Below are 15,557 nucleotides of genomic sequence, written 5' to 3' on the forward strand. Positions count from 1 at the left end.
TAACAAATATCACTATCTAAAGACATACGAAAAAGAAATTGTTATCTGTATTTTAGAATAATTACTCGAAATGATTTTAAAAAAGTAAGTACTCATTGTAATTTAAGAAAACAAAAAACGACCATTCCAGAAGTTGAAATGGTCGTTTTCTTTTAATTTATGTGTTACTTTTCAATAAAGAACTTTACATTTTCAATGGGTCTTCCCAGCATTGCTACTGACCCTTTCACAATAATAGGTCTTTGTATCAGTGAAGGATTTTCAGACAAAATTTTTATCCACTCTTCTTCAGAATAGTTTTTATCCGAATAGTTTTCCATATACAATTTATCAGTCTTACGAATGATATGAAAAACACTTTGATTCAACTTTTTGAGAACAGTTTTAATTTCCAGTATGCTTAAAGGGTCTTCAATAATATTGATGATCTCAAAAGGCACTCCATTCTCATCAAGATACTCCAGTACTGCATTTGATTTTGAACAGTTTCCGTTATGTAAAACCTTAACTACCATTTTTAATGATTTAGAAATTATACTTGTATATCCAAATTTACCGAGAAATGAATTGATCTTGTCTTAATCTTCTGATAAATATTTGTTAAAACAAGCCATGTAATTCTGCTTCAATTTTTTCAAGAATAAGTCCAAAATCTTCAGGTTTTTCCACAAAATCAAGATCATCTACCTCAATTACAAGAAGTTTACCTTCCGTATAATTGGAGATCCATTTTTCATATTTCTGGTTTAGCTTTGAAAGATATTCAATGCTGATGGATGCTTCATACTCACGGCCTCTCTTGTAAATTTTCTTTACAAGATTCGGAACGTCTGATTTAAGATAGATCAATAAATCCGGTGCGGAAACAAAAGATTTCATCAAATCGAAAACCGATGAATAGTTATTAAAATCTCTGTCAGAAAGCAACTTCATATCATTTAAGTTCTCCGCAAAAATATGGGCATCTTCATAAATAGTACGATCCTGAATAATGTTTTTTCCACTTTCTCTGATTTCTTTTACCTGACGGAATCTACTTCCCAGGAAATATACCTGCAGGGCAAAACTCCATTTGCTCATATCTGAATAAAAATCCTCCAGATAAGGATTATGGTCTACATCTTCAAATTGTGCATCCCATCCGTAATGCTTGGAAAGCATTGTCGTTAAAGTTGTTTTTCCTGCTCCAATGTTTCCTGTAACCGCAATATGCATATTCTTTTTCCTTGTATTTACTGATTAATTGATAAGCTTTTCTACAGCCTCAGTCTGAACTTCCGGAATGTCTTCGATCAGTTTTTCTAATGTATTTCCTGAAGACGATTCTTTCACTTCCGCCCCACTTGGTTTTTCATCAGCTTTTTCCACCGGTTTTTCTGTAGGTTGCTGAGGAATTTCGGGCTGGGATTCCGGTTCATTTGACTGTTTGTGTTTCTTTACTTTTTCAAGGTTGTAAAGATAGAGTTTGTTCCCGTTGATTTCAAAATAAGAAAGAATGTTTTTATCCACAATTTGTGCTTCCTGATCTTCAAAAATAGGAGTCATCCCTTTTTCAGGAACATATTTTAAAATTGAATTGTTGGTAATTACCAGAATAGTATCATTTTCTCTTCGGAATCTCTTTCCGTTATTCACCGGAGCTTCAAAGAGCTTCTCGAACTTCAGGTTGTAGACTCTGATATGATTTCTTGTCAGAATATAGACTTTAGTTTCATAGACCAGAAGGTCTGTTAAATCCTCAAAGCTGATATCAAAAGGATAAGAGTTGATGGTGGTATCATTTCTGAAGTTATATTGTATCAATCTTTTGGTACTATCATCCAGAAGCCACAGTTGTTGTAAATCTTCCACATAAGCCATTCTGATAAAACCAAATTTTTGTTTAAAATCAATTTTCTGAATTTCATTCATATTCTGATCCACAAACTTCATTTCCTGAGCATTTTCAGAAAACAAAGGAACATTCAGGGGATTTTGTACCGACTGAACTTTATAGGGAACGGTAAGCATCATTTTCCCGATCTGTTTGCCCAAAGAATCATATTTGGTAAAGCTGAAATCTTTATTCTTATAGATGTACAGATTTCCATAGTCATCGGCAAGCATATCTTTGGCTTCCTTCAGCTTAAGGGTATCTAAAGGAAGGATTTTCTGTGCTGAAGACGAACAGAAAATGAAAATACCTATTAAATATATTAATCTCAAATTGTATATTGTTACGTAATAATCTCCTTCATCAGAACATTGGCAATTTACATACTTTTATTTGAAAAATAGCGTTCCCCGGGAACGCTATTTTTCATCTATATATTTTCATTAAATTTATTTGATCTGAACTTCATAAATCTTTGGCCAGTTCTTCCCTGTCACCAACATATTTTCACCTTTAAAGGCTATTCCGTTCAAAACATCATCACTTCCTTTGGTATTTTGTTTTGCAATTTCTGTAAAATCAAATGTACCCACTACTTCACCGTTAGCTGGATTAATTTTCAGGATAACCGGCTTTTGCCAAACGTTAGCGTAGATAAACCCGTTATGGTATTCAAGCTCATTCAATTGGTCATAAGCCTGAGAACTACCTGCTACAGCAATGTATTTAACCAGTTTTGAAGGGTCGGCAGGATCCAGAAAATACAATAATTTGCTTCCGTCTGAAGCAATAAGGTTCTTTCCGTCATAGGTCAATCCCCAACCTTCTCCCAAAACGTTAGGATAAGCAAATTCTGAAAGCAGTTTTAAAGAATTTTTATCATAGATATATCCTTTTTTACTCTGCCATGTCAGTTGGTATACTTTATCACCGACGATGGTACTTCCTTCAGAAAAATCTTCCGGAGCCTGTTTTGTAGAAGCCAGCGGAGTTGTGGTGCCCAGTGTATACTTTAATATCTGGGAAGATCCGTTCTGACCGTCACTTTCATAAATTGTATTGCCCTCAACCTGAAATCCCTGTACGAAATTTTTAGGATCATGAGGATATTCTGCTATAATCTGGTAGGTTATATTTTTTTCAGGATTCTTTGCAAATACATTGATGGTTGCATCCTGATTCAATACTTCTCCTCCTTTTGTTTTGATATTGAATGTTACGGCATTGTCTCCTAATGTAAAAAACTTAGGATCAATAGTTAAATCTGTAGTTTCTTTATCTCCGAAGCTAATGGTTACACTTTCTGCATTTTCTGTTACCTCTTTCGGAAGCTGAAGTTTATCCCCAAAATGATATCCTTTTGCTTCCATTGAATTATTATAAGTATTCAATGTATTAAGAATCTCTTTATCCTTATTACAAGAGGCCAGCAATAAAATCGCTGCAAAACCTGCTATTATATTTTTTTTCATTGACTTTCTAAATATTTCCCCAAAAATAGCAAATTTTATTCCGTATTACCAATATTCTGCCTAGGTTCACCAAATTGCAGGATATATCCGTTATTATCGTAGATGGCAAATTCTCTCATTTCCCATTCAAAGGTTTCAATTTCATAACAAATTTTTGTCTTTGTTTTAAGGTCTTCCCATAGTTCATCCACTTTATCAACGTTGAAATAAAATGAGCCTGTGAAGCCAATTGTTTTGAAATCTGCTTCTTTATTGGGTTCAGAAACCATAATATAAATATCGTCTTTGCGAAGTGAGGCCCATTGCCATTCATCGTTCCGGGCTAGTAATTCAAAACCCAGAATAAGCATATAAAAACTTATGGTTTCATCTAGATTTTCCGTCCAAAGCAATGGACGAAGGCCTGTAAATTTCATGAGTTCTGTAATTGAAAATTCTTTTTTTGGATTTTCATATTCAATGAAATCCATATTTCCTGGTCAATCTTTGCTTCACTTTTCACATTGGGATCAAAAATGAAACCTACCTTTTTATAACATTCTATAGCACCGGTATTCCAATCATAGACGTTGAGTTCTGCGGTTTTTTTGTCAAAATGACTAAACCCGTACTTCAGAAGTTCCTGCATTACTTTCTTTCCATAGCCTTTCCCTCTGTTGTTTTCGTCCCAGATGAGAATTCTACCCAGCAGAAATGTATCTTCTTTTAGGAACATCTGAGCATGGCCTATACCGTTCCCGGTGGTTTGATCAATAATTTTGAATAACCTTCTTTTCTCATTCAACAGATCGGCTTCCAGCTGATTTTCGGTTAAGGGAAAATGATACATCGGACCTGCAAACTGAAGAAGGGCTCTCTCATCTTTAATCTTTGAAATCAATGCCGGAGCATCTTCTATTGTAAAAGGTTGCAATTCTATCATATTTTATTTTTCTAAATATCCTTTTAAACTTTGTCCGATAATTCCGTTCCAGCCTTCTGTAAAACTTTCTCTTGAGAAGTTGCTTCCCAGTTCGTTAAAATTTTCAATTTCATCATGTGTTAATCTGACTACAGTCCCACCCTCTTCAGGCATCAGTTCCCAGGTCACTGTCGTTTTCAGTTTTGAATAATCCGGGTAAGACCAGGTATGTTTTAATTTTTTGTTGGGAATCATTTCGAGAATCTCACATTGATGATGGTATTTGCTTTCTCCTCCTGGCTCAAAAAAGTTAAATACTTTTCCAACTTCCGGCTCAAAATCCTTAATATCAAAATACCAGGATTTCATTTCATTTTTATCGGTTAACGCTTCCCAAACCTTATCGATTGGCGCATTGATCTTGTATTGAACAGTTACAGGTGTGTCCATATTGCTAAAATTTAATTCAATATCTTAACTACAAAACGAAAATTATCTCTTTTCAGTCGACGAATCTTATTTTGACAAAATCAAAAGTCACAAAAGAATCTGAACACTTAGGTTATTGTAAGGTTACTATTCTTACTATTGAAAAGAGCTCTTAAGTTTTGATAATCCGTAGATTTTCACCTTATGAATCTTATGCAAGTTAACCTTAATTTTAGACTTAGCTTAAATCCTTTTGTGACTTTTGTAGTTTAATTTTTTTTTATCGAATTATCCGTGTGAAAATCCGGTAATCTTTGCTTCATCAAAATCCAGTTGCATTTCGATTGTTCTCATCACATGGTCATCAAATATTTTCTCTCTTTTCATTCTGTGGAGTTCGTTTCGCTGTGCCTGGATAATCTGCCTTAGCACATCTTTATTTTCATTGATAGCCGTTACATAATCTCCCGTAGATGCCATACATTGTACTTTATCTGTCATCAACATCATTTCGTTTTCCAGTTTGTGTTTTTGGTGACGTACAAGACTATTCGTCTCAGCCAGTTCAGCAAAGTCATTATCCAGTTTGTGTAAAGCAGTTTCTTTTAGTTTACGCATCAGGATCACTTCCTGTTTTTCCTCCGGTAATTCACTCCCGGCATCATTGATTTTCAGCAATTTCAAGATAGGACTCAGAAGTAAGCCTTGCCCAACCAGAGTAATCAATATAATAACGAAAGTTACAAATAAGATAATATTTCGGTGTGGAAATGCCTCTCCATTGGGTAAAAATGCCGGAATAGATAATGCTGCTGCCAATGAAACTACTCCCCTCATCGCTGCAAAACTAATGATAAAGGGTTCCCGCCAGTCTGGCCTGGGAACTTTCAACCTTAATTCTTTGGAACATATTCTTGGAAAATACATCAATGCATAACTATACAATATCCTTGTTGCAATAATGGCTCCACCAATCACAATACTATAGAAAATACCTTCTGAAATGGTATAGTCTTTCATTGCCTCAACCACTACAGGCAGCTCAAGGCCAATCAGGATAAAGATGATCGTATTCATCAGGAAAATTAAGACACTCCATACATTTCCGGATTGAATTCTCGAGGTATGACTCAGATAACAATGCGAATTGTAAGACATTAATAATCCTCCTGCCACTACAGCCAAAACCCCTGAAAAGTGGAAGTGTTCAGCACCTACATACATAATGTACGGAACAATAAGGGTAATCACTGTATCAATATTTGAATTGGAGGGTATAATTTTTAGTAATGCCCCAAAGAGAAAACCCACAGCCACTCCTACAGCGACCCCTCCGATTGCCATGGTAAAAAAATCCTGAATAGCATCTCGCCAGATAAACTGACCAGAAATGACTGCCGCCAAAGCAAATTTAAATACAATCAAACTGGAGGCATCATTGATAAGACTTTCTCCTTCCAAAATGCTTGTAATTTTTTTTGGAATTTTCATATGTTTCAATACTGAAGTAGCGGCGACTGCATCAGGTGGGGAATTCACTCCTCCCAAAAGGAATCCCATTGCTATTGTAAGTCCGGGAATGATAGAAGATGACAAATAGGCCACCACTACTGAAGTCAGAAATACCAATCCGAAAGCCATTGAGAAAATCTGCTTTCGCCATTTATGAAAATCTTGCCAGGAAGTAAACCAGGCAGCTTCAAATAAAATGGGGGGCAGGAAAATAAGAAAAACAAGATCCGGTTCTATTTCAATCGTTGGTATTCCGGGAACAAAGCTTATCAAAAGTCCTGCAATCACAAGAAAAATCGGATAGGCAACTCTTAATTTCTGCCCAATCATCACTAATATCATCACAGAAAGAAGTACTGCAATGGATATTATAACATAGCTGTGAATCATTTTTATTTAGTTTTTTTGTGTTATTCGTTAATAAAACTCCCATAGATTATTCGGGTTACATTTCTCTGCAGCTTTTAAATCAATGGGATTGTTTTTATACTTTTAAAGGAGTTTTAAAGCACAATATTATTTTTTGGAACAATAGCAGGTGGAAGATCAGTTTCATCCAGCATGTCTCTCATATCAATTTCAATCGTACGGCTTATCTGGGTAATCGGCACATCATTCGGGCTTCCTTCAAAGGGGTTTACCGATGCTTCTCCTACACTGTCTAAAGTATGGAAACACCAGGTCACCAATAACGAGAAAGGAATATTAAACCATAAAGTCATACCTTCAAGGGCTGTACCTTCTCCCAATTTATCAAGCTCTTTGATCAATCCGAATGGTACAAAAAGAATAAACAACAACAAAAGGTAAGTCGTAATGGAAGAAAAATTTCGTGGATAAGGAAAGTTTTTGATTCTTTCCGCTTTTCCCTGATCATCAGTAAATTTCACCAGTTGCTGGTTGATTTGTGACCATTGAAAATCATTGATTTCTCCATTTTTATAGGCTTCAGACAATTCTTTACTTTGGCTGGCCATAAGTTGTGTTGCTCTGTTTTTCTTGCTTAAGATATAGTGAAGTTCGTCTTCAGAAAGATATTTTTTCAATTCTTCATCAATCTTGGTCAGCCTTTCCGGAATATCATATTTCCTGGAATATTCATCGAATTGTGCGGTCCCCATATTTTCCCAGGCTCTGGGTTCTCTGAGTTGAAAACGAAGGGCCGTAAGCCATGCATAATGGCGCAGAAACATTTCTTTTACCTTCACAGGATTGGTCCCTACCAAAGAATCTCTTAAGATATATCCAAAACTCCGGCTGTCATTAATGATAGAGCCATAAATTTGTCTTGCTTCCCAAAGTCTGCTGTAACTGGCATTATTTTTAAATCCGACAATAAAGGCTACTGCCGTTCCTAAGATGGCAATCGGTTGCCATGGAATAGACAAAAACTTCCATCCCAAAAAATAGAGCACAGTAGGAATGGCTGAAAATATTGTTAAAACGTAAATACTGCGTCTCGTCCATTTCATGAACTCACCCGCTCCAAATCTTTTCCCTGAATGCATATAAGTGTGTTTTTATTTTGTTATGATTAGCTCGTTGTTTTCTACAATAGCTGTTTTCAATTTCATCCCGGCATTCAGCAAAAACAATTATTGTTATTTTTTTGTAAATGGAATATTGTTATAAAAACCAATCTGAATCTGTCCTCTGTTTTTATTTTCCTGAAGCTGATTCATATACCCTGCTTCAATCCTCATATTTTTATTAATCACATATCCTAAAGCCCCATAGACTCTGTTTCTATCAAAAACCGGACTATTGAAATGCAGGAAAATCTCATTATAAACAGATGCATAAAAGGCTTTTGGTACCATCTCTTTTTGTGTGATAGGGATCGTTACTCCTAACATGTAACGGAATCTCATCCTAAAATCATCTTCGAGAAAACGTTCTTCTAAACGATAACGATGCTGAAGGTTAAAACGCCCGAATTTCTGTTTAGTGATAAACTGCTGAAAAATTCTATGCTCTATATTTTCTTTTTTTTCCCCTTTCACATAGGGCTGGCTTAGAATAAACCCATATCCCAACAAAACATTATTGTTATTTTCACTCAGGTCATACCCTATCCCTGTACGAATTAAAAGTTGTTCCAGATCGCCGACAGCATCAAAGTTCCTGTATTGAATTTCGTTATGTAAGTTTAATTTTTTGCTGATCTTATTATTTCCAAAATACATATACCATGCACCCAGATCATTCTTTTGGGCAAAAGCAGATATCGATCCTAAACTTGCAAGGGTAAGAGCCAACTTCGTAAAAACCTTTCTCATGTTCATTAATTACTATTATCTATCGTTTTTAACAAAATTAATATTTTAAATCAATAATAACAAACAATATTTTTGAACTGAAATTCTGAGATTAAAAAAGCAGGTGATTTTAAATATGAAAGTTTTTATCTCTTTACCCGGGAATCATCTCTGTCAGAACACTATCACCACTTCTATCAAAATAAGTACAGTTCATTGAATTCAAATCCATTTTCCACCCTTTTATTCCGTTTTCTGCACAGTCATTACAGAATGTCTTGTAATCCGTTCCTCCCTGCTGGTGCAGCTTTAGTCTCACCTTGAAATAATCAAGATTTACATTGTTTGAAATGGTAAGAAGATCATACTTACTCCCGGTTTGTACAGATTGATTGTCTTCATCAAAAAATTCTGTATTACCATCTGAAATATAGGTTGTATAATGAGAAACACCCAATTTCTTTATAGCCCGGATGTACTGAGGGAAATCTGCTCCGGTTTTTACTTTCTGATGTTCAGCGATAATAGTTTCAATTGTAATTTTCATCTTTTTATATTTTGTATGAATCAATAGATTATTTCTTTGATCAGGCCAAAGGTAAAGATTTAAGAAATTAAAATAAAAAAAACCGACAGAATTACTGCCGGTATATATTGTAATGAGGTTCTACAAAAAAACATCTTACGGATGTTGCTGCATTTTTGCAGGATCATCGTAATTGACCATCCAATTGATTCCGAATTTATCGGTAAGCATTCCAAAATAAGCTCCCCAGAAAGTATCTGCCATGGGCATGGTAACCTGTCCTCCTTCAGAAAGACCGTTGAATAATTTGCCTGCTTCATCTTTTGATTCTGCATTGACAGAAATAGAAAAATTATTTCCTGCTTTGAAGCTAGAAGCCCATTCTCCACCTGTATCACTGCCCATTAATACTGTTTCCTTAGAAATCGGAAGAGTAACGTGCATGATTTTGTCTTTATCTTCTTCCGGTGTTTCTTTACCTTCCATAGGAGGCATTTCTCCGAAAGTTCCGATATAAGGATATTCTCCTCCGAAAACTGATTTATAGAAGTCGAATGCTTCTCTGCAGTTTCCATTAAATATTAAATAAACGTTTACTGATGCCATGATTGTTTTTATTAGTTAAGTTTTAATATGTTTTTTACTTCTCACTAGCGATGTTGATCGATTAAGATCATATTGCCATCCGGGTCTTTCAGATAAATATGTTCCGGGCCGGAAGTAGTTTCGTCAGCTTCTTTGTCAATTTCTATACCCTGGTCTTTTAAACGTTTCTGAATCACACGTACATCTTCAAAAGATTCAAGATTTTGTGCATTTTCATCCCACCCCGGGTTAAAAGTCAGCATATTCCCGTCAAACATTGCCTGAAACAGCCCTATGATCGTACTGCCATTCTTCATGATCAGATAATTGTGGTCTATATTTCCGCCCATTGCAGAAAAACCCAGCTTTTCATAAAACTCTTTAGATTTTTCAAGATCTTTCACACTTAAGCTTAATGAGAATACTCCTAGTTTCATAGATAAAATATTAAGGTCGAGGCTAAGCCTGTTTAAAAGTTTTAGGTTTTTATTGATTTTTAAGATGGGTTTTAAACTCCATTGTTCCATCATAACTTTTCCAATCTCCTACAAATTCAATGTATTGGCCTTCTATTTTTTCGGTTTTTCTGTTCCATTTGAAATTATAAACAAACTTTCCTTTCAGAAGTCCTGAATGTTTGCCTTTGTTTTCTTCTGCCATTTCATATTCCCCGAATATTGTTCCTTGTCTTTTGGAATCTTTATATTTTAAAATCGTTAATTTACCTTCAAATTTTGCGTAATTGGTATCTACAAGAGAATATCCTGAAACGAAATACTCCTGATCATTCTTTTTATTTTGTTCTGAAGTATTGATTTTCAGTTTCAATTCCTGTCCTTTTTTTCCGATAGTTCCCACATAAGGTTTACTGCCGTTGAGCCAGACACTTGAGATATCCGGCATTTGATTTTGGCCAAAAACAAAATTAGCGGTGAAGAGGAAAAGCAATAAATTTTTTTTCATATGTGTTGTTTTAAACTCCAAATTGTGATAAGTGATGATTAAGGTGTTTTGCAAACATATTATTCCACTCCTGGGCATTTAATTTTCCGAAAGAGAAAGATTCTTTACCATCAAAAGCATCTGCTCCTAATTGTTGGGTTTTTTGGATAAAACCGATCAATCTTGTTTTTTCTTCATGAAAATTCTTCCTTCCTGTCACCAAAAACTGAGGAGCTGTAGGGGAATCCCTTGGGTAAGCTTTTTCACCCACTACTTTAGATTTTACAAATGTCTTTAGAATAAATTTAGCAATTGCCCCCGGTTTTTTGTGTTTTTCCGGCTCATATACCATTTCATACGTTATGCTGCAATGTGCAAGCATCTGATCAACGGTCATTTTACCCCACAATCCGTGAGTGTCTTCTACCAATTTATTGATTCTATCGATGTAATTCTGAGCATCTTTTACATCAAATACATTTTCCATATTTTTTCTATTTTACCAGAAACAAATATATCAGTTTTTTCTTTTGATTTTATAGTTGAACAAAAATTTGATGATGAATATACGATCTTCCTTTATGATTTAAGATTGGAGCATCACAGATTTGAGGGAGAGAGTTTGGTGGATCATTTAAACGAATTGATAACATTTCTTATTGTCAATTAACAACAAATAGACTTGCAATCATTTTCAATTTTCAACATTATTCCGTATCTCCTTCAGAACTAGGTTCAGCAGCAATTTCCTGTGGAACAGCCTTTCTGAATATGAACCAAAGTTTAATTTTTAAAGCAATCCAGCCTAAAACACCATACACAACCAATAGAATACTTAAATGTTGCAAATAAGGAAAAGTAAGTTCTACAGACCCTTTTTGAATCAATAGAATTTTAAAAGCCTGTAAGAAAGGAGTTAGTGGGATAATATTAGCAATAAATTGTACAAAAGCCGGCATTGCACTTAAAGGCCATGTAAAACCACTGATGATAAAGGCGGGTGAAGCTATTACCATCAGAATCTGCGTTGCCTTTAAAGCATCGGGAATCAATATACTAATGAATACTCCAAGGAATGAAGCTGAACCAACAAAAACAGCTGTGAGCAAGATAAAGTTGAGTATTCCTTGCGGCATCGGAACCCTGAAGACCATATGCATCAGGTAATAAATGCTGACAATCAGAATGGAGGATATCCAAATAGGAATGACCTTAATTAACATGGTTGGAAAAGCCCATCTCTTCATTTTAAGATATTCTTTGACAAAAGAACCTCTTTCAAATTCAGCAGCAAAACTTACAGCCATTGCCAGTAAAATTACCTGCTGTAATACCACGGCCAACATCGCAGGCCACATAAAGATAAGATAGTTTCCGGTTGTATTGAAAAGAGTGATATAATTGGCCTTGAAAGGTTCATATTGGGTAGCAGCTTTCGCAGCAGGCATTCCTGCTTTCTGTAAAGCTTTGATTGAAGCCCCTGCAGAAAAAGTTCCTATAGTGAGCTGAAGCGCCTTAGAAGCAAAATTAGCTGTCAAAACGTTCCCGGTATTGATATAAACGTTCAGTTCAGGATATTTTTTCTGAAGCATGTCTCCTTCGAAACGAGACGGAATAATAACAACAGCTGCCGCTTCATGCCTGATCACCTCATCTTTAATACTGAGGGGTTCCTGTACATATTTAATGATTTTAATGCTTTTATTATCGTTCAGCATCTCAGTCAGTTGATTGGATAACGGGGTATTGTCCCTATCCACAACCAATACAGGTGTATTTTCAACTTTTCCGCTTTTGTAAACAAATCCAAGCAAGGTTGCATAAAAAACAGGTGCCACAAAAAACACTGTTCTCAGGGTGGAGTTGCCTATAAAAAGCTTGAATTCGCGAGCCAAAAGGCGGAAAAATTCTTTCATCTGTTTGTTTTATTTCAAAATAACATTAGCATTAACCAAAATACCTTTAGCCCTATTCATATCTTTAGGTTTCACTTTGATCTCGTAGATCGCGTCCTGTAGCTGATAGTCAGGATATGCCGTGGTAATATCGGCATACTTTGTCAATTGTTTGATATATACAATATTTCCTGTCAGGTTTTCTTTATTATAAACTACCTGCATATTGACCTCCTGCCCTTTTTTATATTTTGAAATTGCGCTTTCCGGAATGGTAAATCTGAAATAGGTACTTTCAGGGATGTATCCGTTGAATAAAGCAAAACCTGCTGTAGCCAGCTCTCCGGTATTCAGACTGATGGTTTCTATTTCCATGTCATTGGTAGCAATAATATATCTCTCAGAATAGGCTACATTAGCTTCCTGCAAAGCGCCCTTAGCCTGTGAAGCCTGCCCGGCAGCCATTTCTACTTTTTCAAAACGGGTACCTCTTTTTACATCATCCAATTCTGCGACTACTGCATCATATTGTGCTTTTGCCCCCTGAAGTTTTGCATATATCTCATCATGTGCTTGCGGAGACATCAGACTGTCGCGAAACATATTATTGGCTCTTCGATAGGATTTTTGGGCAAAATCATATTGCTCTTTTAATCCTTTATACTTGGCGTTAAGTTGTCTCAACTGATCAGCTGTGGCACCGTTTTTAGCCATTTGTTCCTGTGCAGTGGCAGCATTTACCGCACCTTGTGCCTGTGCTATTTTTGCAGAAACCTCAGGTACGTCAAGCTGAGCAAGCGTATCTCCTTTTTTTACTGTCTGACCTTCTGAAACGTATATTTTTAAAATTCTTCCCGTCACCTTAGGCGCAAAAGAAATCACGTCCTTTTTGGTTTTTCCTTCCGGTTCCTTTATCTTTTCATTTTTTTGCCCGCAGCTCCCCAGCAAAAACAGAGCAGCAAAGAGTATAGATATATTTTTATGCATCATTTTAATTTTTAAGGGATTAAATAAAATTTAGTGATATCCAACTCCTGGGTAGATCTCATCAGTTCTATTCCTGCTCTTCTCTGGTTGAAAATAGCATTCTGATATTCCAGCTCCGCAGCTTCAAGATCATTTTCTGCGTCAATAAGCTGTGAAGATTTGCTCATTCCGTACCGGAACTCCTTCTCGGCTTGTACCAAAGCGTTTTTTGCAAGCTCTTTTTCTTTAGCTTTCAACGTGATCTGTGCGGTAGCAATATCATAATTTGTTTGATTGTTAGCGAGGTTGAGTGTTAACTTCTTCAAAGCATCTTCTTTCTGGTTCTGCAACACCTCTTTTCCAACTTTAGCTGTTTCCTCTGCATGTTTCCCTTCTTTTCCGTCAAAAATCTCCCATTTAAAACCAACACCTGCAGTGATTAGTGGAAATACATTAATATTATTAGGACTCCAATCCAGTTTCCTTCCTTCATATCCTAAGAGTGGTACCGCAGGGATTACATTCTCGGAACTTTTAATCCTGTTTCCATACAACCCGATATAATAAGCAGAAGCCATCAACTGTACTTTAGGAATCATCCAGGTTTTTTCTGCTTTTATTTTATAATCTGCAGCATTGATCCCATGTTCCAACGCTCTGATTTCAGCTCTTTGCTCTATTCCTTTTTCTGCAGCCAACAGATCTACAGGAGATAAAACGGGATCGATCATTCTCAGACGATCTCTGTTGATTCCTGTTAAAATATAAAGCTGGGTAAGAAGTAGTTCCTTTTTTCCTTCATATTCGACTACCTTTGCATTCAACGTGGCTTGAGCCAATTCTATTTTCTTATGATCATAAGGAGTGATCAGGCCATAGCCTAAAGCTTTGTCCGCAGTTTTCTTGTTGATATCCAATCTTTTTTTACTTTCGTCGAGTACTTTTTTAGACTGATGAATCAGTGCCAGTTGATCATAGGCTTTAGAAATGCTTGCAACGACCTCATCTTTTGTTTTTTCCAGCAGAATATCTTCAGATTTTTTCTTTTCCTGAACTGCTTTCTTCAGATATTTAACTTTACCACCGGAATACAGAAGCATTTTGGCATCTGCCTTGGCAACACCTGAAAATCCTGAAACATTAAAATTATTATTAAAAGTTCCTTCCGGGATATTGATAAAAGGAGCCAGGTTGATCTCCGGCGAAGTCAGTCTTGCAGTTCCGTTCAGATATCCTGCTTTACCACTTACTTCCAGTGTAGGAAGAAAAATATCCCTCAGTTTATGTTCATCCAGATCAGTAAGCTTATTCTGGGTAATCTGCATTTTAAGATTTGAATCCCGAACCATTGCACTATCCAGGAGTTCTTTAAAATCCGGTGCAGACTGTGCCCAACCAAAAGCAGGAAAAGCAAAAAAACTAAACGTAAAAATCAATAAATTGTTTTTCATGGTTTATGTTTATAACAAATATAATGCAAAAATGTTTACACTTTTATAATTCCACTTCATAAATAGATCAATTTAAAATGAGTTTAAAATAAGTTTAACTTTAATCTATTATTTATCATTACCATACTAAAACTGTTTAATTTTAATTTGAAATCTGTTTTATTTGAAAAAAAATCAGACTTATCATTTGTCTCACAAGGACTGGAGATATTTCCCAGAGACGAGCATCTCAATAACAAAAAAGCTCCGAAAAAATCGGAGCTTTTTATATTTCTTATAAATACCTTAAAATATTTCTGCTGCCAGTGAATACATTTCATCACTTCCGTCACTATTAGGACCGGCATTGATAGAGTTACCATATCCACAAATTCCATATAAGTTCATTGCAAAATCTTTGGGACTTTTCCCCGCTCTCACTTCACTGGAATAAAGTAGATAATAGTATCCCCATTGATTGTTCCAGGTGGCCTCTCCCTGACCTCTCCCCGTTAATATTACCAATCTAAAATAGAGAAATTTGCTTTTTATACTTGCACCAGAAATAACTTCAAATCTTATTTGAATGATTTCAGGCTGAATGCTTTTATTGCCCTACTCAATAATAAAAATGAAGAATTTTCATTAGAAGATGTATATCTGACCATTGGCTTCTACAACAGATCAACTTTCAATAGGGTTTTTAAGTCAAAATTTCAAATGACTCCTCAGGAATATATTAAGAATAAATCAATCTGATTTTGATGA

At 35.6% G+C, this 15,557-nt stretch carries 20 protein-coding genes; 1 reads left to right on the top strand and 19 read right to left on the bottom strand.

Annotated elements, in window-relative coordinates; all coding sequences use genetic code 11:
• Positions 1-164: 164 nt before the first annotated feature.
• The 19 genes from C1631_RS05535 to C1631_RS05625 form a co-directional block, all read right to left on the bottom strand.
• A complete protein-coding gene (locus C1631_RS05535) occupies positions 165-515 on the bottom strand; it encodes an ArsC/Spx/MgsR family protein (RefSeq protein WP_103247501.1) in 351 nt (116 codons plus the stop codon).
• Positions 516-600: 85 nt separating this feature from the next.
• Positions 601-1,215, bottom strand: coding sequence for a deoxynucleoside kinase (locus C1631_RS05540; RefSeq protein WP_103247502.1), 615 nt, complete (start codon positions 1,213-1,215; stop codon positions 601-603).
• A 24-nt stretch (positions 1,216-1,239) separates the two neighbouring features.
• Complete coding sequence (locus C1631_RS05545; protein WP_109710988.1) at positions 1,240-2,205, bottom strand: hypothetical protein; 966 nt, start codon at positions 2,203-2,205, stop codon at positions 1,240-1,242.
• A gap of 117 nt (positions 2,206-2,322) precedes the next feature.
• Complete coding sequence (locus C1631_RS05550; RefSeq protein WP_109710990.1) at positions 2,323-3,345, bottom strand: glutaminyl-peptide cyclotransferase; 1,023 nt, start codon at positions 3,343-3,345, stop codon at positions 2,323-2,325.
• 35 nt (positions 3,346-3,380) lie between these two features.
• The gene (locus C1631_RS05555; protein WP_103247505.1) at positions 3,381-3,761 is read right to left on the bottom strand and encodes a VOC family protein; all 381 of its coding nucleotides are present in this window, start codon (positions 3,759-3,761) and stop codon (positions 3,381-3,383) included.
• Entirely contained in the window at positions 3,758-4,267 is a 510-nt protein-coding gene (locus tag C1631_RS05560) for a GNAT family N-acetyltransferase (protein ID WP_103247506.1), read from the bottom strand. The genes C1631_RS05555 and C1631_RS05560 overlap by 4 nt, the downstream gene beginning before the upstream one ends.
• Positions 4,268-4,270: 3 nt before the next feature.
• A complete protein-coding gene (locus C1631_RS05565) occupies positions 4,271-4,696 on the bottom strand; it encodes an SRPBCC family protein (RefSeq protein WP_103247507.1) in 426 nt (141 codons plus the stop codon).
• Between the two features lie 267 nt (positions 4,697-4,963).
• A complete protein-coding gene (locus C1631_RS05570; protein ID WP_109710992.1) occupies positions 4,964-6,577 on the bottom strand; it encodes a Na+/H+ antiporter in 1,614 nt (537 codons plus the stop codon).
• Between the two features lie 113 nt (positions 6,578-6,690).
• Complete coding sequence (locus tag C1631_RS05575; RefSeq protein WP_109710994.1) at positions 6,691-7,695, bottom strand: bestrophin family protein; 1,005 nt, start codon at positions 7,693-7,695, stop codon at positions 6,691-6,693.
• A 93-nt stretch (positions 7,696-7,788) separates the two neighbouring features.
• Entirely contained in the window at positions 7,789-8,466 is a 678-nt protein-coding gene (locus C1631_RS05580; RefSeq protein WP_109711475.1) for a DUF2490 domain-containing protein, read from the bottom strand.
• Between the two features lie 133 nt (positions 8,467-8,599).
• Positions 8,600-8,992, bottom strand: a complete 393-nt coding sequence (locus C1631_RS05585) for a DUF1398 domain-containing protein (RefSeq protein ID WP_103247519.1) — start codon at positions 8,990-8,992, stop codon at positions 8,600-8,602.
• A gap of 135 nt (positions 8,993-9,127) precedes the next feature.
• On the bottom strand, positions 9,128-9,577 hold the full coding sequence (locus tag C1631_RS05590; protein ID WP_109710996.1) for a VOC family protein: 450 nt from the start codon (positions 9,575-9,577) through the stop codon (positions 9,128-9,130).
• A gap of 44 nt (positions 9,578-9,621) precedes the next feature.
• On the bottom strand, positions 9,622-9,993 hold the full coding sequence (locus C1631_RS05595) for a VOC family protein (protein WP_103247520.1): 372 nt from the start codon (positions 9,991-9,993) through the stop codon (positions 9,622-9,624).
• Between the two features lie 49 nt (positions 9,994-10,042).
• Complete coding sequence (locus tag C1631_RS05600; protein ID WP_109711477.1) at positions 10,043-10,519, bottom strand: hypothetical protein; 477 nt, start codon at positions 10,517-10,519, stop codon at positions 10,043-10,045.
• 10 nt (positions 10,520-10,529) lie between these two features.
• Positions 10,530-10,985, bottom strand: a complete 456-nt coding sequence (locus tag C1631_RS05605; protein ID WP_103247511.1) for a DUF1569 domain-containing protein — start codon at positions 10,983-10,985, stop codon at positions 10,530-10,532.
• 220 nt (positions 10,986-11,205) lie between these two features.
• Complete coding sequence (locus tag C1631_RS05610) at positions 11,206-12,414, bottom strand: ABC transporter permease (protein ID WP_109710999.1); 1,209 nt, start codon at positions 12,412-12,414, stop codon at positions 11,206-11,208.
• A gap of 9 nt (positions 12,415-12,423) precedes the next feature.
• Positions 12,424-13,380, bottom strand: coding sequence for an HlyD family secretion protein (locus C1631_RS05615; protein WP_103247513.1), 957 nt, complete (start codon positions 13,378-13,380; stop codon positions 12,424-12,426).
• An 11-nt stretch (positions 13,381-13,391) separates the two neighbouring features.
• Entirely contained in the window at positions 13,392-14,810 is a 1,419-nt protein-coding gene (locus tag C1631_RS05620; RefSeq protein ID WP_109711001.1) for a TolC family protein, read from the bottom strand.
• 285 nt (positions 14,811-15,095) lie between these two features.
• Complete coding sequence (locus tag C1631_RS05625; protein ID WP_103247515.1) at positions 15,096-15,314, bottom strand: hypothetical protein; 219 nt, start codon at positions 15,312-15,314, stop codon at positions 15,096-15,098.
• Positions 15,315-15,320: 6 nt separating this feature from the next.
• On the opposite strand from C1631_RS05625, the gene C1631_RS24555 reads away from it, so the two are divergent.
• Positions 15,321-15,548 (top strand): helix-turn-helix domain-containing protein, encoded by a 228-nt coding sequence (locus C1631_RS24555; protein ID WP_103247516.1) that lies wholly within the window; start codon positions 15,321-15,323, stop codon positions 15,546-15,548.
• The last annotated feature ends 9 nt before the right edge of the window (positions 15,549-15,557 follow it).

The sequence above is a fragment of the Chryseobacterium phosphatilyticum genome (genome assembly GCF_002899825.2).
In the GTDB taxonomy this organism is placed as follows: Bacteria; Bacteroidota; Bacteroidia; order Flavobacteriales; family Weeksellaceae; genus Chryseobacterium; species Chryseobacterium phosphatilyticum.